This window comes from Acinetobacter sp. 1294596, assembly GCF_000582925.1.
Lineage (GTDB): Bacteria > Pseudomonadota > Gammaproteobacteria > Pseudomonadales > Moraxellaceae > Acinetobacter > Acinetobacter radioresistens.
Genome location: NZ_JFCC01000017.1, coordinates 26042 through 52718, shown reverse-complemented (window position 1 = coordinate 52718; position 26677 = coordinate 26042). Strand labels below are relative to the sequence as shown.

The 26677-nt window shown below is 38.6% G+C and carries 23 protein-coding genes and 3 pseudogenes; 23 read left to right on the top strand and 3 right to left on the bottom strand.

Going from position 1 to position 26677, the window contains the following annotated elements:
- Positions 1–104: 104 nt before the first annotated feature.
- Genes J502_RS08280 through J502_RS08260 form a run of 5 tightly spaced genes read left to right on the top strand, consistent with a single transcriptional unit; the run spans position 105 to position 5700 of the window.
- Positions 105–863 (top strand): hypothetical protein, encoded by a 759-nt coding sequence (locus tag J502_RS08280; protein WP_005015290.1) that lies wholly within the window; start codon positions 105–107, stop codon positions 861–863.
- Entirely contained in the window at positions 860–1756 is an 897-nt protein-coding gene (locus tag J502_RS08275; protein WP_005015293.1) for a hypothetical protein, read from the top strand. The genes J502_RS08280 and J502_RS08275 overlap by 4 nt, the downstream gene beginning before the upstream one ends.
- Positions 1753–3018, top strand: coding sequence for a glycosyltransferase family 2 protein (locus J502_RS08270; RefSeq protein WP_034683780.1), 1266 nt, complete (start codon positions 1753–1755; stop codon positions 3016–3018). The genes J502_RS08275 and J502_RS08270 overlap by 4 nt, the downstream gene beginning before the upstream one ends.
- Entirely contained in the window at positions 3002–4828 is a 1827-nt protein-coding gene (locus tag J502_RS08265; RefSeq protein WP_005015302.1) for a hypothetical protein, read from the top strand. Before J502_RS08270 ends, J502_RS08265 begins: the two co-directional genes overlap by 17 nt.
- On the top strand, positions 4825–5700 hold the full coding sequence (locus J502_RS08260; RefSeq protein ID WP_005015303.1) for an alpha-amylase family protein: 876 nt from the start codon (positions 4825–4827) through the stop codon (positions 5698–5700). The genes J502_RS08265 and J502_RS08260 overlap by 4 nt, the downstream gene beginning before the upstream one ends.
- Here the strand turns inward: J502_RS08260 and wecB are convergent.
- Positions 5697–6845, bottom strand: coding sequence for a non-hydrolyzing UDP-N-acetylglucosamine 2-epimerase (wecB, locus tag J502_RS08255; RefSeq protein WP_034683777.1), 1149 nt, complete (start codon positions 6843–6845; stop codon positions 5697–5699). The two genes, J502_RS08260 and wecB, sit on opposite strands and share 4 nt — an antisense overlap.
- Before the next feature lie 2 nt (positions 6846–6847).
- Positions 6848–8026, bottom strand: a complete 1179-nt coding sequence (locus tag J502_RS08250) for a tetratricopeptide repeat protein (RefSeq protein WP_034683774.1) — start codon at positions 8024–8026, stop codon at positions 6848–6850.
- Positions 8027–8513: 487 nt separating this feature from the next.
- Between J502_RS08250 and J502_RS08245 the strand changes: the two genes are divergently transcribed.
- From J502_RS08245 to J502_RS08215, 9 genes and pseudogenes are all read left to right on the top strand, one after another.
- Positions 8514–9794 (top strand): tyrosine-type recombinase/integrase, encoded by a 1281-nt coding sequence (locus tag J502_RS08245; RefSeq protein ID WP_005015309.1) that lies wholly within the window; start codon positions 8514–8516, stop codon positions 9792–9794.
- Between the two features lie 189 nt (positions 9795–9983).
- Positions 9984–10118: pseudogene (locus tag J502_RS16570) on the top strand (IS3 family transposase); the annotation flags it as partial.
- Positions 10119–10153: 35 nt separating this feature from the next.
- Positions 10154–10357, top strand: a pseudogene (locus J502_RS16565) (tyrosine-type recombinase/integrase); the annotation flags it as partial.
- A gap of 192 nt (positions 10358–10549) precedes the next feature.
- A complete protein-coding gene (gene dgt, locus J502_RS08240; RefSeq protein WP_005015322.1) occupies positions 10550–11986 on the top strand; it encodes a dGTP triphosphohydrolase in 1437 nt (478 codons plus the stop codon).
- Complete coding sequence (locus J502_RS08235) at positions 11983–12555, top strand: primase 1D-like protein (RefSeq protein ID WP_005015325.1); 573 nt, start codon at positions 11983–11985, stop codon at positions 12553–12555. Before dgt ends, J502_RS08235 begins: the two co-directional genes overlap by 4 nt.
- Before the next feature lie 186 nt (positions 12556–12741).
- Positions 12742–13041, top strand: a complete 300-nt coding sequence (locus J502_RS08230) for a hypothetical protein (RefSeq protein ID WP_005015326.1) — start codon at positions 12742–12744, stop codon at positions 13039–13041.
- 36 nt (positions 13042–13077) lie between these two features.
- Positions 13078–14283, top strand: a complete 1206-nt coding sequence (locus tag J502_RS08225) for a PfkB family carbohydrate kinase (RefSeq protein WP_034683772.1) — start codon at positions 13078–13080, stop codon at positions 14281–14283.
- Positions 14283–14888 (top strand): 7-cyano-7-deazaguanine synthase, encoded by a 606-nt coding sequence (locus J502_RS08220; protein ID WP_005015330.1) that lies wholly within the window; start codon positions 14283–14285, stop codon positions 14886–14888. Before J502_RS08225 ends, J502_RS08220 begins: the two co-directional genes overlap by 1 nt.
- Positions 14866–15540, top strand: a complete 675-nt coding sequence (locus tag J502_RS08215; RefSeq protein WP_005015336.1) for a nitroreductase family protein — start codon at positions 14866–14868, stop codon at positions 15538–15540. Before J502_RS08220 ends, J502_RS08215 begins: the two co-directional genes overlap by 23 nt.
- 320 nt (positions 15541–15860) lie before the next feature.
- Here J502_RS08215 and mobR read toward each other — a convergent pair whose 3' ends face one another.
- A complete protein-coding gene (gene mobR, locus J502_RS08210) occupies positions 15861–17546 on the bottom strand; it encodes a phenol degradation transcriptional regulator MobR (protein WP_005015337.1) in 1686 nt (561 codons plus the stop codon).
- Positions 17547–17958: 412 nt separating this feature from the next.
- Between mobR and J502_RS08205 the strand changes: the two genes are divergently transcribed.
- The 9 genes and pseudogenes from J502_RS08205 to J502_RS08165 all read left to right on the top strand — a co-directional run bounded on the left by J502_RS08205 (position 17959) and on the right by J502_RS08165 (position 26662).
- A complete protein-coding gene (locus J502_RS08205) occupies positions 17959–18249 on the top strand; it encodes a phenol hydroxylase subunit (RefSeq protein WP_005015339.1) in 291 nt (96 codons plus the stop codon).
- An 18-nt stretch (positions 18250–18267) separates the two neighbouring features.
- Positions 18268–19272, top strand: a complete 1005-nt coding sequence (locus J502_RS08200; RefSeq protein WP_005015341.1) for an aromatic/alkene monooxygenase hydroxylase subunit beta — start codon at positions 18268–18270, stop codon at positions 19270–19272.
- A gap of 12 nt (positions 19273–19284) precedes the next feature.
- Entirely contained in the window at positions 19285–19554 is a 270-nt protein-coding gene (locus tag J502_RS08195) for an MmoB/DmpM family protein (RefSeq protein WP_005015343.1), read from the top strand.
- Positions 19555–19612: 58 nt separating this feature from the next.
- Positions 19613–21151 carry an aromatic/alkene/methane monooxygenase hydroxylase/oxygenase subunit alpha gene (locus J502_RS08190; RefSeq protein ID WP_005015344.1) on the top strand — a complete coding sequence of 513 codons (1539 nt, stop codon included), beginning with the start codon at positions 19613–19615 and terminating at the stop codon, positions 21149–21151.
- 75 nt (positions 21152–21226) lie between these two features.
- Entirely contained in the window at positions 21227–21592 is a 366-nt protein-coding gene (locus tag J502_RS08185) for a phenol hydroxylase subunit P4 (protein WP_005015346.1), read from the top strand.
- A 12-nt stretch (positions 21593–21604) separates the two neighbouring features.
- Positions 21605–22666 carry an NADH:ubiquinone reductase (Na(+)-transporting) subunit F gene (locus J502_RS08180; protein WP_005015348.1) on the top strand — a complete coding sequence of 354 codons (1062 nt, stop codon included), beginning with the start codon at positions 21605–21607 and terminating at the stop codon, positions 22664–22666.
- Between the two features lie 178 nt (positions 22667–22844).
- Entirely contained in the window at positions 22845–23765 is a 921-nt protein-coding gene (gene catA / locus J502_RS08175) for a catechol 1,2-dioxygenase (RefSeq protein ID WP_005404257.1), read from the top strand.
- A 69-nt stretch (positions 23766–23834) separates the two neighbouring features.
- Positions 23835–25552: pseudogene (locus tag J502_RS08170) on the top strand (arylsulfatase).
- 126 nt (positions 25553–25678) lie between these two features.
- Positions 25679–26662, top strand: a complete 984-nt coding sequence (locus tag J502_RS08165; RefSeq protein WP_005015359.1) for an SUMF1/EgtB/PvdO family nonheme iron enzyme — start codon at positions 25679–25681, stop codon at positions 26660–26662.
- Positions 26663–26677: the final 15 nt, after the last annotated feature.

Sequence of the window (26677 nt, the reverse complement as noted above, 5' to 3'; positions counted from 1 at the left end):
ATAGTGACTAATTACATCTAAATTATCTTATCAAAATTTAAAATTTCATTCCTATTTATTTATACTTCTATGTATGAATACATATTTAGAAAAATGAATACTATATGGCGAAGAACTGGCTTATAAGAACAAATCAGTCTATTACCTTTTTACCTATGATCATTGTTATATTTATAGGTTTAATTGGCTATGAATGGTTGCGTGCCGAGTTAGTAGGTAGCTGGGCGCTTTTTATTGCCTTGTTATTATTAGGACGTTTTCTTAATCTGGTTCAAGCTGTTATTCTTAGTGTACTGATATTTCTACTGTTCTTTATTTATCTTTTATTTGATATTCAAAATACCAACTTTGATACCAGTACTAAAATTCTACAACTTTTTATTTTACCTATCGCCCCGTTATTTCTAAGTATCTATTATGAAATTATGTCGACTAATCAGGAGACAGATAATTTACTGGATGCTTATAGAAAAAATTTGACCTATAGCATTTTACCAATTGGTAGCTACCAATATAACCATCTACAATTTCAGCGTATGCTTTCACTTAACATGATTCAAAATTATGCTGAAATTAGGGTGGATATTACCAATCACGAATTATTGCGTGACATGCTGCAAGTTGACGAGTTTAAAGCAGTACAGCAAAAGATTTTTGATGTACTGGAAACCCAGCGTACTTTACCTCACTTTTATTTCACAGATACCCGACTTTCCATTATTCGAATTATTATTATTACAGATGGAGATTTTAGCAAGGTTAAAGAACTGGCTGAACAGCTCAGAGTACTTGACCTGCTTAAGATGCAAATCACAATAAACACGCATACGGTAGAAGAATCCTCCTCGGAGGTTCTCCAATGAGCACATTAATCTATGTTTGCGGCCTATTGCTTTCGGTCAGTACCTTACCGGATCCTACTCTCTCATCTTACTATCAGACCTATTATGATTGTCCGTTGCGGCCTGCGAATACTTTAGAATCCAAAAATGTTTCCAGTATTTATCAGATACCAGAACACTTTCCTACTGAAAGAAAATTATGGCCTGTATTTACTGTTGATCAGGTGCATTCAAAAAACTTTAAACAGATCATGGATCAGGGCATTAAACCGGGGTTATTGATTCCAGAAAATTTTATGAATCCTCTCATTTATTTCCAGTTAAAAAGACAGATAAATAGAGGTGCCATACCTTTACTCGACTTTAGTAGCGTGGAACCATCACGTTTTAACAGCCTGGCTACTCTAGCGACCAGTGCCGGCCTGCGGCCTATGGGTGCTTATGTTCATGATGGCTGGAATCCTTTATTAAAAACTCTTCCAAAAGGGTTATATATTATTCAGGCCAACGAAGGCCAGATTCCCCTACCTGCTTTACCAATTCAGAGCGGACAGCATTTATTTTATACCGCTTATCCCAATTCATATGGTTTTAATGGGACGGGGATTTTATTAAATCCAGAAGGCAATCTTTCAAATGAAGATATTAATTATCCGGTGTTAGGAATTGGTTGGAAATTCCTGAATGTCTCCTTTTACAGTCAGCCCGACCGGATCCATACCAGTATTGCTGGGCGTATGCTGCTAGCTGCTGGTCTAATGATTCTACCGCTCCATCTGATCTTGTCTCTTCATTATCCTGAATTACTGGGTTTCTGGGGTACATCCACATCCTGGTTATCTGTATTCATGATTATTGTATTAATGATTATCCTTGTAAGTACCATGCTATGGAGGATATTCAAGAAATCATGAATACAATTGATATCTGTTTTATTGTTGGCTTTATTGGTATCTGGATTCCCCAAGCTTTTTGGGCTTGGCTGAGTTTTTCGGCTTGGCGTTATTCGATTCGGGCCAATCAGGAACTTTCGAATTTACCTGTACCCGAACGTTGGCCAATGCTGAGTGTACTGATACCGGCTTACAATGAAGAAGTAGTTATTGAAGATACATTGCGGGCTTTAGCAGCACAGGACTATCCGCCAGAAAGCTATGAAGTACTGCTGATTAATGACGCTTCCAAAGACAGGACACAGGAAATTGCTGACCGGATGGCAGCCGAGTACTCGGTAATTCGTGTCATCAATGTTCCTAAAGGCCAAGGTGGTAAAGGTAAGTCCCGCACTCTGAATAATGGCCTAAAACATGCCCATGGTGAGCTGATTGCAGTTTATGATGCAGACAGTACCCCTGAACCAGATTGTGTAAGACTTATTGCTCAGACCCTTCTGGCTGACTCAAATCTGGTTGCGGTTAATGGTAAAGTTCGGACCCGCAACTGGAAAGACAGCCCGCTAAGTACATTTATTGCCATAGAATTTATTTATTTCCAGTGGATTTTTCAAGGTGGTCGCTGGTTACGCTTCCGTCTTTCTACCCTCATGGGAACCAATTATGTAATCTGGCGTGATGCGCTGGATATTCTAGGGGGATTTGATGAAAAATCCCTGGTTGATGATACCGAAATGAGTTATCGCATTTTTCTGGGCCATAAACGCATTAAATGGGTACCTTATGCAATTGGATGGCAGCAAGACCCGGGTGATCTAAATATTTTTATTAAACAACGCTCCCGCTGGACACAAGGAAATTTTTATGTCACACGCAAGTATCTAAGTACGGCAATACGTCATCCTTTCCCGATTGGCATGGAAATTGGCAACAATATCATGTGTTATATCATGTTTGTGCCCGCTTTATTTTTAAGCCATATGACACTGGTCGTAGGACTGCTCGGTATTGATGGCACAACTATACCTGGGCCTTTTACTTTACTCTTTATTCTTGCATTCATTCTTTACCTTACACAAATCTGGTTTACTCTAAGTCTGGAAAAAGAAGTTCCAAAACGTTTTTATTTTTACGCGTTCATCGCTTACTTTACTTACTCACAGGTGTTTCTTTTGATCGTGTTTAAAGCTGCTTGGGATATGCTTAAAAGTAAAATTAAAGGTGAAGGTATAACCTGGTATAAAACAGAGCGAAAAAAGGAAAAAAATGATCAGTCACTTTAAAAAATCCCGTTTTACGGTGTTATCTTCTGTCCTTCTTTCCTTATATGGCTCTCAGGTCTATGCTGATACCTGGCAGCTAGATGACCTGATATCACGTACTGCCCAGTACCAGTCTCCTTATTTCTTTTATGTGGGCAAGGGTGAAACCTGGCAAAACATACAGTTCAATAGCCAGTTTGACAGTCAGGGCGAAAGCACGCTGGTAGTCCGTTATGATAATCAGATGATTCATAGACAGAGTTTAAATGGTAAAGGTGAGTTGAGCTTTACCTTACCTGCAAGTACTGCCGGTTTTCATCGCCTCGATGTCATGCTTTTACAAAAGCCGTCAGTTAACGGGCCCATCAGCAATAATTACTGTGTAGAGTCCACTAATCTTTATACAGCCCTGACTAAACTGACTTTAAACTATCAGGCTCAGCATGGCATATTACAGCTCAATCAACTACCCGATGCCCTGTTTAATACACAGCTGAGCCGTACAGCGCCAATTAAGGCTTTACTGCAATTTAATAACCAGAACCGTTTAGAAGCATCCATGATTGCCCGCCTGGCTACAGCATGGAAGTTTAACACCCCAGTTCAGTGGCAAGTTACTGAGTCTACCCCGCAAGAAGCACCTGATTTTGTAATTAGCATACAACAGGTAGAACAGCCTCTAGCAGGTGCAAGAATCAGTTTAAGCCAGAATAATGAGATTCCCCGGCTAAATATTGAATACTCATCAGAATCCCAGCTGCTTATGGCAGTTAATGCTTTAATAAACCAGAATTATCTGCAGCAGCTTAATACAACTACTGCTACATTAAGCGAACCGGTTGCCGAGCCAGCATGGGCGGTAATACGCAAATTCGAGACGCTGGCTGACTTGGGTATTTCTGATTTTGCTCTCGACAGTTCATCTAAAAATATTTCTCTAATTTTCCCGCCTGTATGGGAAGCAACAGACGTATTAAAGGGAAAATTAGCCTTTCGGGCACAAAGTGGCTTATTACAAGGCTCAACTTTACAGGTCTGGTTAAACGAATATTTGGCCGGCAGCTTAAGTCTGGCTAAACTGGATTCAAATCCGGTTGAGCGTCGTTTTGATTTTGTTGGTGCGGATTATCCTTATGTCAACAATTACAATATGACTTTAATAAACTCTCAATTAAACAATGAAGCCTGTTTGCCAAATGCGGGCACTGCACTATGGATTGATGCAAATAAATCACTTGTTAACCTCCCCCATCAGATGAAACAGGGCGTAATCAATCTCTCTACCATTTTCGCCAGTACTCCAGAGATCGCCATCAACAATCCGGCTGCGACCAGTATGGCCATTACTGTAGCAAATGTTGCGAAAACAATGCTGTTAAGCGACCAGCCTGTACCTGTAAACATTACTGAGCTGAATGCTAATAGGCCTAAAAAAATCAATATATTAGTTAATACAGCCCGTTTTAATGATGAATTACAGCGATACAGCCAGCTACTTTACTTACCTGCTACGGCAGGCGGGTTTATTGTTTCTGTGAAAGATGGCAGATTCTGGATTAATACGGACAGTGCAGCCGGAGCACAGACTTTTACCCGTTTTTGGCCCATAATCCAGCAAAGCATTCCCAACAATACAGCAGTACTATTTGTTTCAGCACAAGGCCAGATTACGGTTTTGAGTAAAAATTCGGTGAATAAAGCTAAGGCGCCCGTTGTCGAGCAAGTCTCTACCCGTACTCTTGTTATTGTTCTCACCATAATTACACTGATTATTATCGCTTTAATTCTATGGCGCAGAAGCCGTCGTAAAGTCAAAGGAACAGGTGAATGAGTATAAGGCAGTATGCATTTGTAGGTTTACTGATATTTATATGTTTTCCTGTGGCCGTGTTTATAGTTTCTGCTTTATTAATGGAGCAGGCAGATGCCAATACAGCAGCACCTAAAATTGAGGGTATTTTTTGGCAAGTCGACCAGATGAGTCAGCCTTCTGGTAATTGGCAGCTTTTGGGTGTAGATACGCTGGTTAACCAGTGGAGTATTGTAGACGGACGGTCTTTTTTTAATGAAATTCCGGTGCAGCCATGGGATATGCAACCCGATTGGCAACATATTGGCAAACAGCCTTGGGCAAAACATGTAATTTTAGGGCTGGCCGGCAGATTTCAGGAACCTGTAGCGCGTGAAAATATTGATCAGCTTTATCAGCAGTCTAGGCAGATTATTCAAGCCAAATTACCTGTACCAGTCACAAGCTACTATTTTCCTGTAGAAGCTGACCCTACATGGAATGGTGTCCATACTCTAGGACAATATATTGCTCAGTTTAAATTACCTGTCTGGGTAAGTATTTATAGTGCAGAACCTGAAGCCCCATTTCTAGAATATTGGTTAGAAAGCTGGCTGCCCCCCAATGCAAAAGTTTTTTTCCAGGATGGCGTCGGTGTAGGAACGCGCAGTCCTGAAGAAGCTGCACAAATTTATGGAACTTTAAAAGAGCAATTTGGTGAAGACCGGGTGGTAATTATTTTAGAGGCATTTCGACTAAAAAAAGATGGAACATTCAGAGCTGCCTATCCTTGGGAAATCAGTAAACAGCTTAAAGCCTATTCCGGACAGCGAATCTTCATTTTTGATGGTCCCCACTATTTAAATAGAGCCAGTGTTTTATGGCTCTATTTATGGATGAAAATCAATTTTTAAGAGGAAACAGGGTTTAAATCTTTGATAATCTGCTCAAGAATGCGACCCGATGCCCGGCCATCACCAAATGGGTTTTCAACTTCAGCATGCTGAAGGTAATATGAATGATCATCTATCAGTCGTGAAAATTCCTGAACGATTTTAGTCACATCTGTGCCAACCAGAACACCACAACCAGCTTCCACTACTTCTGGACGTTCAGTGACATCCCGTAAAATAAGAACTGGTTTTTGATAGGTTGGACTTTCCTCCTGAATCCCTCCAGAATCTGTCATAATCAGATATGAGGCCTGCAAAATAGCAAGCAGGTCAGGATAATCTAATGGACTAAGTAAATGTACCTGCGGATGTTGAGCGAACTCCTGATGAGCAACTGTATGCACATGCGGATTAAGATGAACTGGCCAGGCAAAATGCAACTCTGGATAATGTTGACATAGCTCATGTATGGCCTGACATATATTCTGTATACCCTGCCCAAAATTTTCACGTCGATGGGCAGTAATTAGAACCAGTTTATTTTTTTCCTGCAGATTTAAGCCAAGTCTTTTTAAACGCTGTTGAGATTGCTGTGAAGAAGCCTGCATAATCTCACGCGCACTGTATATGGCATCTACTACCGTATTACCTGTGACAAAAATATGTTCTTCAGGCACATTTTCCTGTAACAAGTTACTGGCCGAAAGTGCAGTCGGGGCAAAATGCCAGCGTGCCAGACGAGATACTAACTGACGATTTCCTTCTTCTGGAAAAGGATGCAGCAAATCGAAAGAGCGCAAACCAGCTTCTACATGAGCCAGTCCAATATTTAAATTAAATGCGACTAAAGCCCCAGCCAGTACTGTTGTCGTGTCGCCCTGCACCACAATAGCATCACATTTTGACATTTGGGTATAGACACGGTCCAGTTCGGTTAGAGCCGTGCTCAATAAAATATTCAAGCTTTTGCCCGGCTGCATGACCTGTAGATGATGGTCAATTTCAATCTGGAAAAAATCTATAGCATCACGTACCAATTCTAGATGCTGCCCGGTAAATACTACACTTACTTCGAAACGGAAATCTTGTCGTGCTTGTAAAATTACTGGAGCCAGCTTAATCAGTTCAGGGCGAGTTCCGAAAATAAAAGAAATATGTATTGGCATTATTAGAAACTCCGGTAAAACGTTAATTCAACACGGGTATTATCAAAGCTACTATCTACAGATGCCGGGGTTCCATTAACATATTTCCCGTACATTTGTTCAATACGTAGTTTTAACGGCAGCCCTGCTGGTTGCCATGCGATGCCGGGCCCTATTTCTGCTATGTTATTATAATATTCCTGTTCACTATCATTAATGGTATGCAGTTTCACATAAGCCTGTATATTACCCCAATCATTATAGTTAAAATTCCAGCCTGTCCGTAATCGCAAATCACCGATCAGATTATAATCCTCACGTGAATAAGCAGCGGCATTACCATAAAGTTCAGCAAAATACTGATTGCTTTGCTGAGCTGGCATATGGCTGGTCTGATCCATCCCCCAGTACCACTCCTGATAGCCTGTTAAACCACCATTAATGCTTTCCCTAAATTTTTTCCGGTTCAGATCAATCAGATCATAGCTACCACCCGCTTCCAGATATAGGTAAACAGGCCATTTCCACGGACGGTAATTTACCCCCAAACCTACTATGGCGGCATTCTGGTCAATAATTTCTGGACGGGCGCCGCCTGTGGAACGGGTATCACGATTGACACTGGCAAATCCATAGATCTGGCCTTGATTGTTTTTATCTAAATAACGGCCATAACGAATCTTTAACGGTAAAATTGTAGTGTCATAGCGTCCTTCATAAGAAGGTGAGGAATAAACATCAGCAAAGGTTTTCTTGGCTGGCGTATTACCTGTTCCTGACAGGTTCTGTACCGCCTGTTTAGACTGGGATGCAATTTCCGGATTGGAAGAGCTTTGTAATTGCTTGAATATAACGAGTGCTTCATCATTTCTATGCGCCACATTTAACAAATAAGCTTTTTGCATGAGAAGCTGATCATCAGATGAGTCTAAGGCAAGCGAACGATTAATATATTCTAAAGCTTTATTATTATCATTTTGACGCAAGGCCAAGTATGCCCAAGTTTTCCAGACTTTAGGATCATTTGGTGTCTTTAGGGCAATCTGGTTAAGTAAACTGTCTGCTTTATTAGTATCCTGACTTTCAACCTGGTAATACTGCTCCCACAATGGATAAACGTCAGCGGTATCCATTGGGCCATTTTGAGCCTGTACCCCTAAACTTATCACAAACCCAAAAATCGTTAAGTAGATTTTTTTCATTGTTTTATAAATACTATAAAAGTCACGGAGATAATGATTATCTTATATTCTCTAAAATAAAAATACAGATAAAACCGATAGTACTGTGAGAAAATTATTTATTGATTACATACTAATTTTATTTAAAACAGGGAATTAAATAATAAGAAGATTAATCTTTTTAACAAATTCTAACATTCAATAATAAGGATTAAATAGAAATTATTTTACTACATTAATTTTAATATTTTTCATTGTCTACACTACTCTTATTAATAAATGGCTATTATTAAAGAGACAATGATAAAAAAATAAGCCACTAGATAAGCGGCTTATTTAGAATTCTGGCGGAAGCGGTGTCCGTCTAACAGTAGTCCTAAGCAATCCCAGATAATATTATAAACATATATTTTTCAATTATTTAATATTTTTACTGTCCTAAGCCATCTTGCCTAATCCTACCATTTCCAGTATTTTATGAGGGGTAGGTTGTGGGGTAAATCAAGACATGCCAAAGAAATCTAAAGAGCTATCTGCACTCAGTGTAGCAAAAATTAAGAATACTGGGCGACATTCTGTAGGGGGCGTTGATGGCCTTTGCCTGAATGTTGAAGGTAACTCCCGTGTCTGGATTTTGCGTGCAGTTGTTGGCAAAAGGCTAGATAAAGATGGGAAGTTAAAACCACATCGCCGTGATATTGGAATCGGTCCCTACCCTGAGGTTTCTCTAGCTGAAGCTCGTGCCAAAGCCACCGAATTAAGATTACAAATACGAAGTGGTATAGACCCAATTGCTCATAAACAAGAACAACTAGAAAAGCTGTATGTTCAGAAACTTCGTGACAAAACATTCATGGAATGTGCAAAAGTTGTTATTGCCAATAAAACCCGTGAACTGAAAAATGAAAAACATATCGGACAATGGACATCTACATTAGAAACCTATATCTACCCAACTTTAGGTGATATTAGTATTGGCACCATTACTAAAGTTGATATTGCCGAAGTTCTTAGGCCTATCTGGATTAAAAAAAATGAAACAGCCAAACGTATTCGTGGCCGTATAGAAACTATTTTTGATTATGCCAAGGCTATGGGATATTTTGAAGGTGACAACCCTGCTGAATGGAAAGGTAATCTTGAACCTATATTCGGTAACATAAAACAGGAATCACGCCCTCATCCATCGTTACCTTATGAACAGGTTGCTGGGTTTATCCAACATCTGAGACAGAAAAAAGGGATTTCACCTAAAGCTCTGGAGTTTGCAATTTTAACTGCTTGTCGATCTGGTGAAATTTTCGGAGCTAAATGGCAGGAAATTGATTTTAAGAATAAAGTTTGGATCATTCCTAAAGAGCGCATGAAAGCAAACAAAGAACACCGTGTGCCTCTATCTCAAGAAGCGGTTAACTTGCTTAAATCCATCCAAGAATATACTCAGCCACAAGATTTTATTTTTCCAGCACCACGGAATGGTGCAATGCTTTCTGATATGTCTCTAACAATATTGATCAAGCGTATGCATGAGCAGAAGCTTAAAGAAAATGGTTTAGGCTATATTGATCCGAAACAAAATCGGGTAATTACTACTCATGGTTTTAGGTCAACTTTCCGTGATTGGTCTGCTGATAAAACGGATTACCCTCGTGAGGTATGTGAACATGTTCTTGCCCATAAACTTCCTGATGAAGTCGAAGCAGCATATTTACGAGGGGCTTATCTGGAAAAACGTAAAGGTTTAATGGCAGATTGGGCTGAGTTTTGTTCTGCAAACATCGTTTTATAAACTCAACAACATGATATTAATTCTAAAATAAGCCTTAATAGAACCTTATTACCGCTGTTCTCCACTCATTGAAAGACTAACTTCTCTATAAAGTGCATATACCAATTCTTGCTGAGTCATGGACTGCGATTATCACGGTAATCTATCATGCAATCTGTCCTTTAAATATTACTAAAGGCAGATGGATTAAAAAGAACCTATAAAACTCGAGAAATAACCTGTGCAGATGTGTTTGATTATATCGAGATGTTTTACAATCGGATCAGGCGTCATTCCTATCTCAATGGGATGAATATAAAAACCTTTGAAACAGCTTCATTTTGAAGCTGTTTCATGTCTAAGATACTGGGAGCAGTCCAATGACGGGGCATGGTTTTCATGGACTGGCATCTACAACATCACATGAGCAAGGCTATATGCATGATGCTATTGAAATTCAGTTAGCACATACTGTTGGTAATGCCGTATCATAAGCGTATAACCATGCGCAGCATTTAGACTATCGAACAAAGATGATGCAGGAATGGGCTAATTTTATTGATAATTTAAGGGGGAAAATATGACTTTATTACAATTCAAATACCCGTAGAACTCAAAAATAATATTTTAATTAATGTGTTAGAAACTTATTGCGAATAAAGATTTGATAAAATGCTTTTCTATTACGTCTCTAATAAGCCTCATGTTTCTTTTTGTTAAGAAGCTGATTCTCTGCTAAAGTGCGTAAATAATATTCGTTACTAAAGTAAAATTTGATGGAAAACATATCTGAAAATATAAATAAATTATTATCTTTTATTCAGCCAGTACGTCTAAGAAAAACATCTAAAGTCTCTGAAACTCTTTTAGAAGCAACAGAAAGTGATAAAGGACGCGTCATCAATTCACCAGCTTTTCGCCGACTACAACAAAAAGCTCAAGTATTCCCTTTAGAAGCAAATGCATCTGTCAGGAGTAGGCTAACACATTCTATAGAAGTTGCTCATATCGGTTGCTATATTGCCCAAGAAATTCTTTATAAAATCCAGAAGGAATATAAAGTAGAAGGCTTAGACTTTGAAAAGATGACATCTTTTGTAAATACAGTTGAAACAGCTTGCTTGTTACATGATATTGGCAACCCTCCATTTGGACATTTAGGTGAAGCTGCAATTAGGCAATGGTTTAAAAAACAAATTGATAATTATAAAAATAACCTAGGCGAATGTATGTTTAAAGAGTTATCTAGCAATATTAATAACCTAGATCTTCATAAATTTGATGGTAATCCTCAAGGTTTTCGATTAATAAGATTATTAAGTGGAAATGATGAATTCGGTTTAAACTTAACGTGCTCTTTACTTTTATCAACAGTTAAGTACCCATATACCATTGATAAAATACAAAATAATGAAAAAATTGGAATTTTTAAGCTTTGCTATCCAAGCTATCAAGAAGCCTGTAAAAAAATCAATTGGCCGGAAGGAAAACACTTCCCACTTAAAAATATTATGGATACAGCTGATTTTATTGCATATTCGATGAGTGATCTAGAAGATGCTATTGAGAAACAGATTGTCACAGAGAAACAAATTATTAGTTATTTCGTTGAGTTCTTTAACAGAAATAAAGAAATTGATGCCAGCACAATATTTAACGTAGACAAATTAAGTCATGAACAACTTAATTTCTTAAAGTTTAAAACGTGCATTATAAATACTGCCGCAAAAGAAGCTGCCACAAACTTCTGTGCAAATTTAAGCTTATTATTAGATGGGACAGATAATATAGAGCTTATAGAAGAAAATACAGACATCCATAAAATTCTAGATGAAGTATTCGATTATGCTAAGAAAAATATCTACTGCCATGAGTCAGCTGAAAAAATTGAACTCGCAGGGCGAAATATTATACAAGGCCTTTTAAATCACTGCGAAATTTTGATGTGCTTATCTGAAGATAAATTCAATTGTTTACTTAAATACCCTGAAAAAAGCATGCTCTCCCCTAAAAAGTTAGGGCTCGACTTTGAATTGCGTCTATTAAGACGCTTGCCAAAGAATCATATTAAGAAATATATTCTATCAGTGGAAGCAGACCCATCAAATGAAATCATTTATAGAGCACATTTAATCGTCGATTACATTTCAGGAATGACCGATGATTTTGCCTTAGAAATGTATCAGTTATTAGAAGGCATTAGAATTCAATGATTAATACAGATCACCCTTATTTTTTCATTAACAGTCTTTTAGATAGTGAATCGGCATATTCACTATCTAAATATACTTATCTACCCGATTCTTTATCTGATGATAGAATTATTAACACTATATCAGGTGAAGATTTTTCAATAGATTATGTTAACTCCATATTGAAAAGTTTAAAAGAAGATCAAGAACTTGCATTCCATTCTCTAGTTAAAACCAAAAGTAGGAAAATATACCATATTCCAATGATAGATTTTTCTACCTCAAGGTTAGATAGAGAGGTTTATTATCGGTTAAAAAATTTTATAGATTACAAGATACTTTCAGATATGACATTCTATAGCACAGGTAACTCATTTCATGCTTATTCGTCTAAACTTTTAACCCATAAAGAATGGCTTAAATTTATGGGATCATTATTATTGGTCAACCCATCAAACTCATCCTTAAAAATTATTGATAATAGATGGATTGGGCATCGTATAATGAGCGGATTCTCCTCATTAAGATGGTCAAACAATTCTGGAATATATAAAACCCTTCCAAAGAAAACCACTTTTAACTTACTTTAATTCAAAACAATTAACAACCATCCCAAACTATGGCCAGTTGGTTATACTCAAAATTTTTTAAAAAAAATAGAGTCTATAATCATCGTTTTATAAACTATGAAAATTTAACACCTTGCTTTACAAGAAATAAATAATTAAACTAAAATTTAAATAATTTTTATACAATAAATCAAAGGGTAACGTAATATGTCAGGTTCAGGTGGTGGGGGCGGAACACCAATTCCAGATTTCCAATCTTGTGAAGATTTAACAATTAATGTTCAACTCAGCTCACCCAAAGAAGCTATCATTTCAAAATTAACAGAAGGTGATATTTTAAGAATTGGCTTTGAATCAAATAATATCACCACTGTATATGCTTTCTATGAGGACGATATTGCTGGCGGTATTGCTGCCCCAGTTATAGGAAAATTACGTGAATGCTTACGTAGTGGCACGAAATATCAAGGAAGAGTATCAAGTCAATCAAGGACAAGTTCGAGTTAAAATAACAGCAATTAAACACTAAAAAAGGAGCCACTTATGATAACTATTACAGGCGGAATATATGAAGAATATTGTATGCATCCTTATAGATATAATATTTTTGGTTCAGGAGGAAGAGCTGCTTCTGCAATTGCAGCAATGAAGGGAGAAGTTAAGTTAACCACGTATTGCTCTAAAAACATACAAGAAGTTATTCAGGCCCGTGCTGAACTGGAGGGCTTCGAATTAAGTATTATTAATATTCCAGTAAATACTAAATTTCATTATACTCATGCTCTTGCTAAGCCCTTAATTTACAATAGAACCACTAATAATCCGCCACTGGAAATTAAAGAAAAAAACGTTATTAGATTTGGATTCTTGGAAGGTACGGCTATCATAGACAGTGAATATGCTGTTTACGATCCTCAAAATGTAGCCTCAGTAGAACTTTTCCATGCAAATGGATCTAAAGCTAAACACCTAGCGATTTTACTTAATCAGTATGAAGCAAAATCATTATTACAGATTGATGATACTAATGAGTTACTTAGGAAAATTGCTGTATCTCAACAAGCTGAGGTAGTTATATTAAAAAAAGGACCTGATGGATGTCTGGTTTACGACCATAAACTTGATGAGATTAAGCATGTGCCAGCCTTTAGTACGAACAAGGTATCAAAAATAGGTTCTGGAGATAATTTTGTTGCCCATTTTGGATATGCTTGGATGGAACAAAAAAAGAGTGCTTATGAAGCAGCTCTACAAGCTTCTAAAGCAACTGCATATTATTGTGAAACGGAAGGATTTATTACACCAGAACGTTTAAAAAAATATTCACCCTCTCCTATCATTCTTTCTGAACAATTTAAAAAAGGTTGTAAACCCAAGGTTTATCTTGCTGGCCCCTTTTTTACTCTTGCACAACTATGGTTAATTGAGGAAGCGAGAAAAAACTTACAAGATCTTGGATTAGAGGTTTTTTCTCCCTATCATGATGTATGTAAAGGTAATGCTGAAGATGTGGTAGATAAAGATCTTGAAGGCATACATAATTGTGATCTTTTATTCGCCATAGCTGACGGTATGGACTCAGGCACAATTTATGAGATTGGATACGCTAGAGCAATTAACAAACCAGTTGTAGTCTATGCAGAAAATGAAAGTGAAGAAAACCTTAAAATGATGGAAGGATCAGATTGCAAAATTCTTAAAGATTACGTTACCGCTATTTATCATACTCTTTGGACGGCAATCACTTAATGAAATCTGTATTATTACTCTCTGGTGGCATGGATTCTACAGCAATAGCATGGTGGAAAAGACCAGATTATGCATTAACAATAGACTACGGGCAGCTTGCAGCAAAAGCTGAGATAGCTGCTTCACAATCCATATGTAGATATTTGAATATTCCGCACGAGATATTGACTGTTGATTGTAGAAATATTGGTTCAGGAGATATGGCTGGTACTATTGAGAGTAAACATGCACCCGCTTCCGATTGGTGGCCTTATAGAAATCAACTCTTAATTACTCTAGCTGGCATGAAGATGCTCCCTTTTAATATCTCTAAGATTTTAATCGGAACAGTTAAAACTGATAACGGCCATACAGATGGCTCTCATGAATTTATTGATGCAATGAATCAGCTAATGTTCCTGCAAGAGGGCCATATAACTGTAGAAGCTCCTGCTATCAACCTATCGACTAAAGAACTGATTCAATTATCTAATATTCCTGCTGAATTGTTAGCATGGTCTCATAGTTGTCATAAATCTGAGGTGACCTGTGGTAATTGCCGTGGCTGTAATAAATATTTTGAGATATTCGAGCAAGTAGGCTATGACTTGGGTAAACTTGGGTAATCCTGTTCCTAAACAGAAAGTTGATAAGTATATTCCTTATAAGTGGGATCTTAGTAATAAATCCATCAGGTTAGATGAGCCTGAGATTTTTACGCCAATTCCATTTACACAAGTTATGTTTGAAAGGAAGTCACAAAGATCTTTTAAACTCGTTTCAATTGATCATTTATCACATCTTCTATGGCTTACTAATCGAGTTAAAGATTGTATTGATTCAACTATGGGCTTTCCTATAACTTTAAGGCCAGTTCCTTCGGCTGGTGCAATACACCCTATTCATATTCTTATAAACTCACCATATACTGATATTTGGTGGAGATATGACCCTTTTTGTCATAGCCTTTGGCCCATTAATAAGGAAAATAAATATTTTATAAACGTTAGAAGAGACTGTGAAAAAATATTAAATTGTAATTCAGCCAGTTTAATACTCTTGATTGCGGAACCACAAAAAACTTCATCAAAATATACCGATGGAGCCAGTTTAGTTTGGCGTGATGCTGGAGTTCTATTAGGAAATTTAGCATTAGTAGCTAGTTATTTAAATATCAATTTTTGCCCAATTGGAGCTCTCTTACCAACAGAAATTGATGAAAAAAAACAATTAGTTACTGTAGGAATGGCAGTCTTAGATGCAATTAAAATTGACTGAAATTAGATTCTCATCTCTAGTTGAGTAATAGGTTACTTTCGAATATTGATGATTTTTCAATAAATTAGAAAATATTTAGTCTTGTAACTGTTGAGGATATATTGCGTGCCACGTCTGTTTTCATGCAGAATCTCCTGCTTGTATCCTAAGAAAAAATTCTACTTTTAGATCCTTTTATTTTTAGGGGGATTACCATGGCGACACTTGCTACCTAGATTCGGAAAATAAAATACTGTCTTTAAATAAGACGTATCAAGCTGTTTTAAAAGTTTGTCTTTTAAAAAACCAATCATCACAATCAATTTGTGTTTAATTGAAATCTACTTTTTACCTATATTAATAGCTTGCTTTTTTAAACGGTAGTCTAAAGCAGGTCGGCTGATCCCCAATACACGGGCTGCTTCAGAAATATTATTATTTGTTTTTTGCATCGCGATAAAAATTAGTTTTTTCTCATGATCTTCCAAACAAAAGCCCTCTTGTATGACTGCTTCCAAATCCACTTTTTCAGACCTGGGTTCAATATCTTGCTTAATTTGCGGAAACAAATGATGGAGTTTAATTTCCTCCTGATGATCCGTCAGTAAGGTCGCCCGTTCTAATAAGTTTTCAAGTTCCCTAATATTACCGGGCCATTCATAGGTCATGACAAAATTTTTAGCTTTGTCACTTAAACCTTTTAACGTCTTTCCATACATATTCTCAAAACGCGACAAGAAGTGTGTAATCAATAAAGGGATATCATCACGGCGCTCACGTAGTGGCGGAATAATGACAGGGAAAATATTCAGGCGATAATATAAATCAGCACGAAATCTTCCCTCTTTCACAGCTTGTTCCAGATCCTCATTGGTAGCTGCAACCAAACGTACATCCGCTTTTCTAGTTTGATGATCTCCAACTCTTTCATATTCTCCTTCTTGTAACATTCGCAGCAAGGCAGCTTGCGCACGTGAAGAAAGCTCAATCACTTCATCTAAGAAAATAGTTCCTTGATCGGCACGTTCAAACTTTCCACTTCGAGTTTGTGTTGCCCCTGTAAATGCCCCTTTTTCAACACCAAAAAGTTCAGCTTCAATTAGGTCTGGTGGAATACAGGCACAGTTTACAGCAATAAAGGGTTGCCCTTTACGAGAACTACCTTCATGAATCCCTCTAGCAAAAGCTTCCTTGCCCACTCCTGTTTCACCTTGCAGTAATACAGCAACCTTACTGCCAGCCGCCTTTTTCAACAGATCACAGACTTTACGATAAGCCACCGATTCACCAATAGAATTAAACATGGTGTAATCGGCTTCTACATCTGTATATATATTTTTCTTTAACTCATTCAGCTCTGCTTGCAAGGCAATTAATTCATCTGAAACAGGATCAGGTGACATAAATTGAATAAGTTCATCGGCATTTTCCCATTCTTTTAAAGGCTTGCCGATAATACGACAGCAATCATCACCTTTTGCTACACAATGGGTTTCCTGATAAATAATGGTTTGTCCCATAACAAAACTGGTATAACCGCAAGCATAGCCCAATAGCATCCAACAAACTGATTCTTCCGAAGCCCCGAATTCACTTAAATGAACTTCCGCTTCAAAAGAATTGCGCCAATTAAAATCTGCATAAAATTGATGCTCATCATGACTTAATTGAAGTTCATTGACTTCAACTTGAACCATGCCACGAATACCATGCATTTGCGGTCCAGCCATAAAGGCTTCAGCTTCATTTAAATTCGGACGCAATTTAGAAGTGACTTCTGCATCCCTCACACCGGCTTGATAACCTAAACGAATAAAAAAACGCTTAGTCCGTTCCCAACCCAACATGTTATACAAATCTTTTCTTAGAAAGCCCATGATGCTGGTATGCATGAGCAGCATACGGTTTTCTTCGAACCAAATTTTTCCATGCTGGCTATCAAACTGAATTTTATCTAGTAAATCCTGAATATCTTTGTTTTTCTCCAAAATCTGAGTATAAAAATTCGCATCTTTGGCTTGAGGCATGACTGAATATCCATCCTTGGCTATAGGTCTTCCCCCTTATCTTACTCAATTCCAACTAAAAACCTTTACTATCTTATTATCATAAATTTATACCTCTAAGGTATTTTTTAATTAAATTCATAAAATCATATAGATACGAATAATTTTAATTTATAGAACCGGCTTATCTGGATCAATCTATTTTCAAGTTTATCTCCAGTTTTCATGATTTGATGAAATCAGAAATTTTCATATTCATTATTCGATGAATATTTATCATTCAAATGATATAAACAAAGGAGATAAAAACAATAAACAATTGATTAATAAAAATTAATTAAAGTTGGCACGCATTTTGATATAAGTCTAACAAGGAACAACATATTGTGTCACAGCTGAAATGATTTCAGCGTAGAGATAAAGGATTTTCCAAATGACTCAAACACTACAACATGATCAGCTCACCAAATACATTCGTGTAACAGGCGACCGTCATGCCAAGTTTGTTGAATTTGACTTCGCAATCCACGATCCAACACTTTTTGTCGAACTCATTCTCCCTCAGCAAGCCTTTCAACATTTTTGCGAAATTAATCATGTTGTAGAAATGACCGGAGCCCAGCAAGCTTGGAATGACGCACAAGAAGATAAATGGCGTTATGGCGTTGAACCCACCATTTTAAGCCAAGCCCACGAATATTTAGATCAAGAAGATCAATCTTAAGCCCATAAGGAAATCGTGATGACTTTAGAAATTAAAACATCCAACCTCGAACCTATTCGTCAAACCTATGCCTATATCGAACGTCGCTTTGGTAAAAAGCCAGCGACGCGTTATCAAGAAGTCAGTTTTGACGTACAAGGTGCAACCAATTTTCATTATCGCCCATTGTGGAAACCAGACAAAACGTTAAATGATCACACCCATACAGCGTTACAAATGCAAGATTGGTATGTATTTAAAGATCCGCGCCAATTTTATTATGGTGCTTATGTACAGCATCGTGCACGTTTACAAGAGACCGCTGAAAGCAATTACTCATTCTTTGAAAAACGCCATTTAATTGAAAATCTCAGTGATGAAGTGAAACAGAAAATCATCACTTGCTTATTACCGTTTCGTTATATCGAACAAACCGCCAATCTACACATGATGTCAGGCAGTGCCTATGGCTATGGCACTGTCATTACTCAAGCTTGTATTTTTGCGGCAATGGATCGTTTGGGCATGGCGCAATATCTCTCTCGTATTGGCTTACTCATTGATGGCAATACCGGTGAATCATTACAACAAGCCAAAGATAGCTGGATGAATGATGCCTCTTGGCAACCACTGCGCAAACTATGTGAACAAAGCTTAACGGAACAAGATTGGTTCAAGCTATATATCCTGCAAAACCTAATCATCGACAGCTTAATGCAAGCTCTGGTTTACGGTGAACTGGATCAATGGTTAGTTGAGCACGGCGCACGTGATGTGGCGATGCTGACTGAATTTATGAAGGACTGTTTAACCGATTTAGGCAAATGGTCAGACCCTGTTTTAAAAACAGCTATTGCTGAATCTGAAGAAAATAAAGCCTTAATTCAAGGTTGGATAGACACACTTTTACCTCAAGTGACTGAAGCCTTTAGTGCATGGTCAAATACTGCTCTTGGACATCCATCTATAGCCAATGGCTTAGCGGTCATTGCAGAACGCAGTAAAAAAGCAAGTTTAACCCTTGAATTAGAATCGGTTGCATAAGGATACGCAGACATGAGCTCAAAAGTTTATTTGGCATTACAAGATAACGACACCTCACGCTATATCATTGAAGCGATTGAGCAAGATAACCCAGAAGCTACCATTCAATACCTTCCTGCCATGATTCGTGTGGAAAACCTCGGAAAATTAGTGGTTCGCGCTGAAACTGTCTCTGAAAAACTAGGACAAGATTGGGATATTCAAGAACTGCAACTCAACATGATCACCTTAGGTGGCAATGTGGATGAAGATGATGACATCTTCACGTTGCAATGGAATTAAGCCTACACGGAAAACATAAGAAGCCGATCGCTTTAACAGATTGAAAAGGATGATCAAGATGAATAGCCAAGCACAAAATGCGACAAAAACAGCAACTAAAAAACTCAATGCGAAAGACCGTTACCGTATGCTGACCCGTGATCTGGATTGGGATTTTTCCTATGCAGATCGTAAAGAGGCTTTTCCTTACGAAGAGTTTGAAGGAATTAAAATTACCGATTGGTCAAAATGGGAAGACCCATTCCGCTTAACCATGGATTCATACTGGAAATATCAGTCAGAAAAAGAGAAAAAACTGTATGCCATTTTTGATGCATTTTCTCAAAACAATGGTCAGATGAATGTCAGTAATGAACGCTACCTCAATGCCATTAAACTGTTTTTAACCGCCGTTACACCACTGGAATATCAGGCGTATCAAGGTTATGCACATGTGGGTCGCCAATTTGGCGGGATCGGTGCACGTATCGCATCGCAAATGCAATCGATTGATGAACTGCGTCATGTCCAAACGCAAATTCATGCCATGAGCCATTACAACAAGTTCTTTGATGGCTTCCAGGACTGGGCGCACATGCATGACCGTGTTTGGTATCTCTCCGTACCAAAATCATTCTTTGAAGATGCGCGTTCAGCAGGCCCATTCGAATTCTTATTGGCGATTAGCTTCTCTTTTGAATATGTTCTGACCAATTTATTGTTTGTGCCATTCATGTCAGGTGCAGCATATAACGGCGATATGGCGACCGTGACCTTCGGTTTTAGTGCGCAGTCGGATGAAGCACGTCACATGACCTTAGGTTTGGAAATTGTCAAATTCCTATTGGAACAACATGAAGATAACGTGCCGATTGTTCAGGAATGGATTGATAAATGGTTCTGGCGTGGTACTCGTCTGCTGTCTATTGTCGGCATGATGATGGATTACATGCTGCCAAACAAAGTGATGTCTTGGAAAGAAGCATGGGAAACCTATTTCGAAGAAGCGGGCGGCGCATTGTTTAAAGACCTCAGCCGTTACGGTATTCGTATGCCGAAATATTCCGACGTGATTGTGAAAGAAAAAGAGCATATTTCACATCAAGCATGGTGGATTTTCTATAACTTCGGTCATGCTGCTGGTTTCCATACATGGATTCCAACCGATGAAGAAATGGATTGGTTATCTGAGAAATATCCTGACACCTTCGATAAATATTACCGTCCGAAATGGGAATTGGCGCGTAAGTTAGAAGCTGAAGGTAAACGCTTCTATAGCAATGGCTTACCGCAACTGTGCCAAATCTGTCAAATTCCAATGACCTTTACTGAAATGGATGGCGACGCAACCATGTTCAGTTACCGTGACAGTATTTATAAAGGCGAGCGTTACCATACCTGCTCAGACGGCTGTCATGACATTTTTGAACGTGAACCTGAAAAATATATTCAAGCGTGGTTGCCAGTGAACCAAATTTTACAAGGCAACTGTGGTGGTCCTGATTTAGAAAGCATTTTACGTGACTATTACAACTTCAATGTCGGCGCAGACAATATGGATATTGAAGGCTCTCCAGACCAAGAACGCTGGAGAAAATGGAAAGGTCACGTTGCATAAGTAAAAAGGATTAGAAGTCATCTCATGGATCAAAATTTCAAGATGGCTTCACACAAGGAATTTAGGAGTTTTCTCATGCCAGTACAAGCGATTCAAAAAAACTATGAATTTGATGCACGTGATGCACAAAAAAATTATGGCGACAACATGTTGCTTTATGTGGGATGGGATCATCACACGCTGTTTTGTGCCGCACATGCTTTTGTCGTTTCACCACAGCAAAGTTTACAAGACCTGATTGATCAGCAAATTCAAGCAGGTTTCAATCAACACCCAGACTTTGAACATATCGATTGGTCAAAAGTACAGTTCACCCTGAATCGTGAATGCTTAACAGATATCGATTTTTCTAAAAGTTTGGCTGATTTAAACTTTGATCATAAATCGCTACTGCGTTTTGTGACACCCAGTTTAGATGGCTACAATGGCACACATGTCTAAGGGAGAACGATCATGAGTTATCAAGTCACGATTGAACCTGTCGGCATGACCATTGAGGTGGAAGAAGATCAAACCATTTTAGATGCCGCTTTACGTCAAGGGGTTTGGCTACCCTTTGCCTGTGGTCATGGTACCTGTGGCACCTGTAAAGTTCAGGTCACTGACGGTTTTTATGATGTCGGTGAAGCGTCTCCTTTTGCGTTGATGGATATAGAACGTGAAGAAAATAAAGTCCTTGCTTGCTGCTGTAAGCCAGAATCTGACATGGTGATTGAAGCCGATGTTGATGAAGACGAGGATTTCTTAGGTTATTTAGTCCAAGACTATCAAGCCAAAGTTTTAGAGATCAAACAGCTTTCACCCACCATTAAAGGCGTACGTTTGCAGATTGACCGTCCAATGGAATTTCAGGCTGGGCAATACATCAATCTTCAATTGCCAAATATTGAAGGGACACGTGCATTTTCAATTGCGAATCCGCCGAGTGAAGAAGGCATTATTGAATTGCATATTCGCCAAGTACTAGGCGGTACAGCCACCACGTATGTACACGAAACTTTGCAAGCGGGTGATGAACTCCAAGTTTCTGGGCCTTATGGACAGTTCTTTGTGCGTAAATCCGATGAAAAAGATGCCATCTTTATTGCCGGTGGTTCTGGTCTATCCAGTCCCCAATCCATGATTTTGGACCTTTTAGAACAAGGTGATACACGTACTATCTATCTTTTCCAAGGCGCGCGTGATGTTTCTGAACTCTATAACCGTGAAGTGTTTGAGACCTTAGTCAAAGACTATCCAAACTTCCGCTATATTCCTGCACTGAATGCGCCCAAAACAGAAGATCAATGGACAGGATTCACAGGTTTTGTACATGAAGCAGTCGCAGATTATTTTGAAAATAAATGCAGTGGCCATAAAGCCTATTTATGTGGTCCACCACCGATGATTGATGCTGCTATTTCAACGCTGATGCAAAGCCGTCTCTTTGAAAAAGATATTCATACTGAGCGTTTCTTAAGTGCAGCGGATGGTGCCTCTAATCAAGCACGTTCTGCTTTATTTAGACATATTTAAGCAGGGCTTAAAAACTGCATAAACATTACGCAGTTTTAAATAGCTAAATTTTTCAATCTGATGTTAAGTCAACAAATGCGAACTCATCTTTTATGAGTTCTTCACTTTTCGAATGATTTGTTACATGTCCGTTCCAGATCATTCGAATCTATTTCTCATCAATCAAAGGATGATCATGATGAACCGACAACAAATTGATACGCTTGTGAAAAAAATGAATGTTGATACAGCGACTAACCCTGTCGATACACGTATCCAGCAAATTGTTGTGCGTTTAGTAGGTGACCTTTTCCAAGCCATTGAAGACTTAGACATTTCTCAAACTGAATTGTGGAAAGGCTTAGAATACTTCACTGACGCAGGTCAAGCTAACGAACTTGGTCTTTTGGCTGCTGGCTTAGGTCTTGAGCATTATCTTGATCTTCGTGCTGACGAAGCTGATGCTAAAGCAGGTATTACTGGTGGAACACCCCGTACCATCGAAGGACCGCTTTATGTTGCAGGAGCGCCTGAATCAGTCGGCTTTACCCGCATGGATGATGGTTCTGAGTCAGACCAAGTCGATAGCTTAGTGATAGAAGGTCTCGTCACGGATACGAATGGCAATATTATTCCCAATGCGAAAGTTGAAATTTGGCATGCTAATGGTTTAGGCAATTATTCATTCTTTGATAAATCACAATCCGAGTTCAACCTGCGCCGTACCATTTTTACCGATGCAGATGGTAAATATACGGCTTTAACCACCATGCCCGTAGGCTATGGCTGTCCGCCTGCAGGCACCACGCAAGCTGTTCTCAACCTCTTGGGCCGTCATGGTAATCGCCCTTCTCACGTTCATTATTTTGTCTCGGCTCCAGGTTATCGCAAACTCACTACCCAATTTAACATTGAGGGTGATCAATACCTTTGGGATGACTTTGCGTTTGCAACACGTGATGGATTAGTTGCAACGGCAACCGATGTTGTTGATCCAGCAGAAATGTCAAAATTCAATATAGATAAACCCTTTAAACACATCATATTTAATTTTGAATTGGTCAAAGAACTCAATCAAGCACCACCGACAGAGATCGATCGTCGTCGCGCAAGCGTCTAATCAAGGTCCACCTCAGCATAATCAGCTAGATCACTGAATAATAACACTAACCACTATCAAGGATTCGTTATGGTTACTCAAAAGCTCGCTCTAGTAGCGTTATTTTTACCCACGCTACTCTGCAATTTATCCACTCGGGCTGCTCCTGCTAAACAGCCAAATGTCTTGGTCATTGTGGCTGATGACTTGGGATTTTCGGACATACAACCATTTGGTGGCGAAATTTCTACACCAAATCTAAAAAAATTAGCCAAAGAAGGTGCCGTACTCAGTAACTTTCATGCAGGTCCAACCTGCTCAGTCACACGCTCTATGTTATTGACAGGAAATGATAGCCATCAAGCTGGTCTGGGCAGCATGGCTGAGTTTTTACAGCCCGAACAGAAAGGCAAACCGGGGTATGAAGGCCGTTTAAATAATCGAGTGATAACCTTAGCTGAGATATTAAAGCCTCAAGGCTATGCTTCTTTTGTCACAGGTAAGTGGCATTTGGGTGCAACAGAAGAGAGCAACGCAAAAGCACGTGGTTTTGATCGCTCATTTACGCTCATGCCTGGTGGCGCTGCACATATGGATGCAAGCCAAATGTTCCCAGGAAATTATAAAGCTCGATATTTAGAAGATGGTAAAGATGTAACCTTGCCTAAAGACTTTTATTCGAGTGATTTCTTTACCAGTAAAATGCTTGCTTACTTAGAAAATGACCGTAAAAAAGATCAGCCATTCTTTGGATATTTGGCGTTCACCGCGCCACACTGGCCTTTGCAAGCTCCAGATCAATACTTAAAGAAATATGACGGATATTATAAAGAAGGTTATGAAAAAGTTCGTCAAGCCCGCTTAGAGCGTATGATCAAATTAGGCATTATGCCAAAGGGAACAAAAGTTAATAATCCGCTCATGGATGTCTTCCCTGCTTGGGATAAGTTAACCGAGGCGCAGAAAAAAGATCAAACCAAAACCATGCAAATCTATGCAGCCATGATTGACAACATGGATCACAATATCGGTCGTGTGGTTAACTATTTAAAACAGACTGGTGAACTAGATAATACGCTAATTTTATTTATGTCTGACAATGGTGCGGAGTCTGCTACACCAGAATCATTAGGCACAACTGAAGATAAAAATGGTATTCGTGAATGGGTCGATGCGACATTTGACAATAGTCCTCAGAACATGGGGAAAAAAGGGTCATATGTGACTTTAGGTCCACAATGGGCACAAGTTGCCTCTACGCCATTGCCTTATTTCAAAAGTATTTTGTCAAATGGCGGAATTCACGTGCCTGCAATTATTCGTTATCCAACTCAAATAAAGGCAGGTCAAATTAATTCCGAAACCATTCACGTCATCGACTTTGTTCCCACTATTTTAGAACTTACAGGTGCTACACGACCAGATACACGCAATGGACAACCTTTATTAAAAATGGAAGGACGTTCTTTTCTTCCCCTATTTAAAGGTAAAGCTTTACCAGAACGTACTTTAGGTTGGGAATTTAATACCCGTCGCGCCTTATACAAAGGTGATTGGCTGTTCAATTTCAAGTCCCTCCTTATGGTACAGGAGAATGGGAACTCTACAATCGAAAATTAGATCCGTCTTATCGCATTAATTTAGCATCTAAAAATCCAAGTAAGACCCAAGAACTTGCTCAAGATTGGGCTGAGTATGCTCAACGTGTAGGGGTTGTGGAGGCTCCAGTTCGCTACAAATACGGTCAAATGAATTGTTTTTATGATCAATGTATTCAGCCAGTTTTTTTGAAAAATCTAGGCAAGTAATAATAGTTTAATTCTTAGAAGTATTAACATGTTAGGAAAAATTTTGCTTATTAAAAAGATAGTCTTTTAGATAAACCAAAGCAAATAATGTGGAAATACTTCTCTCAAGGAAGTAGGAATTAAAATATGAAGTTTATTCACGCTACTATCTTATTCGGTTTAATCGGTTTAAGTGCATGTGGTCTCCCCTCCACGCCAGAAATTAAGCAGCAAAAAACTGAACTGAACTTAGGGGATAGGAATAAATGTAAACAGTATTCAGGTTTACCACAAAACTGGCAAAAGAAACCTGAAGCGGGCATGGTCAAAATTCAGGGTGGAACCTTCAATATTGGGAACAATCAAAGCTACCGAGAAGAGAAAGCACTTTACAAAAGTGAAAGAACAGTTACAGATTTTTGGATAGATGCAACTGAAGTGACTAATGCTCAATTTCAAAGCTTTGTTGATGCCACTGCCTATGTAACTGAAGCAGAAAAACAGGGAGAAGCAGCAGTATTTACTGAACCCCAAAAACCAGTCAAGGAGTTAGCTTGGTGGTCATTGATGAAAGGAGCGAATTGGAAACAACCTTGGGGGCCGAATAGCCATCGTAAAATTGAGCCCAATCAACCTGTACGAATGATCACTTTAAAAGATGCAATGGCATATGCAGACTGGCTAGATCGAGATCTTGCGACAGAAGAACAATGGGAATATGCCGCAAAAGGCTTTAGCCATGAGCGAGATGTAAGCGCAGATTTAAAACATGTGGATGCCAATGTTTGGCAAGGGGAATTTCCTTACCACAATGAGAATAAAGATGGTTACCGAGATGTTGCACCTGTGGGATGTTTTGCAGCAAACGGCTTTGGTCTCTACGATATGATTGGCAATGTCTGGGAATACACCAAAAGTCCATTTACTGGAACGCATGATGATCACATGGGAATGAATCAACTTGAGCATCATCAAGATAATCCCGCTTTTAACTTTTATACCATCAAAGGTGGCTCTTTCCTGTGCGCATCAAATTACTGTATGCGTTACCGAGCCGCTGCTAGACACTCACAAGAAATCGATTTAGGCATTAGCCATGTCGGTTTTAGGACAATTAAAAATATTCAATAATTTAATGGATTAAAA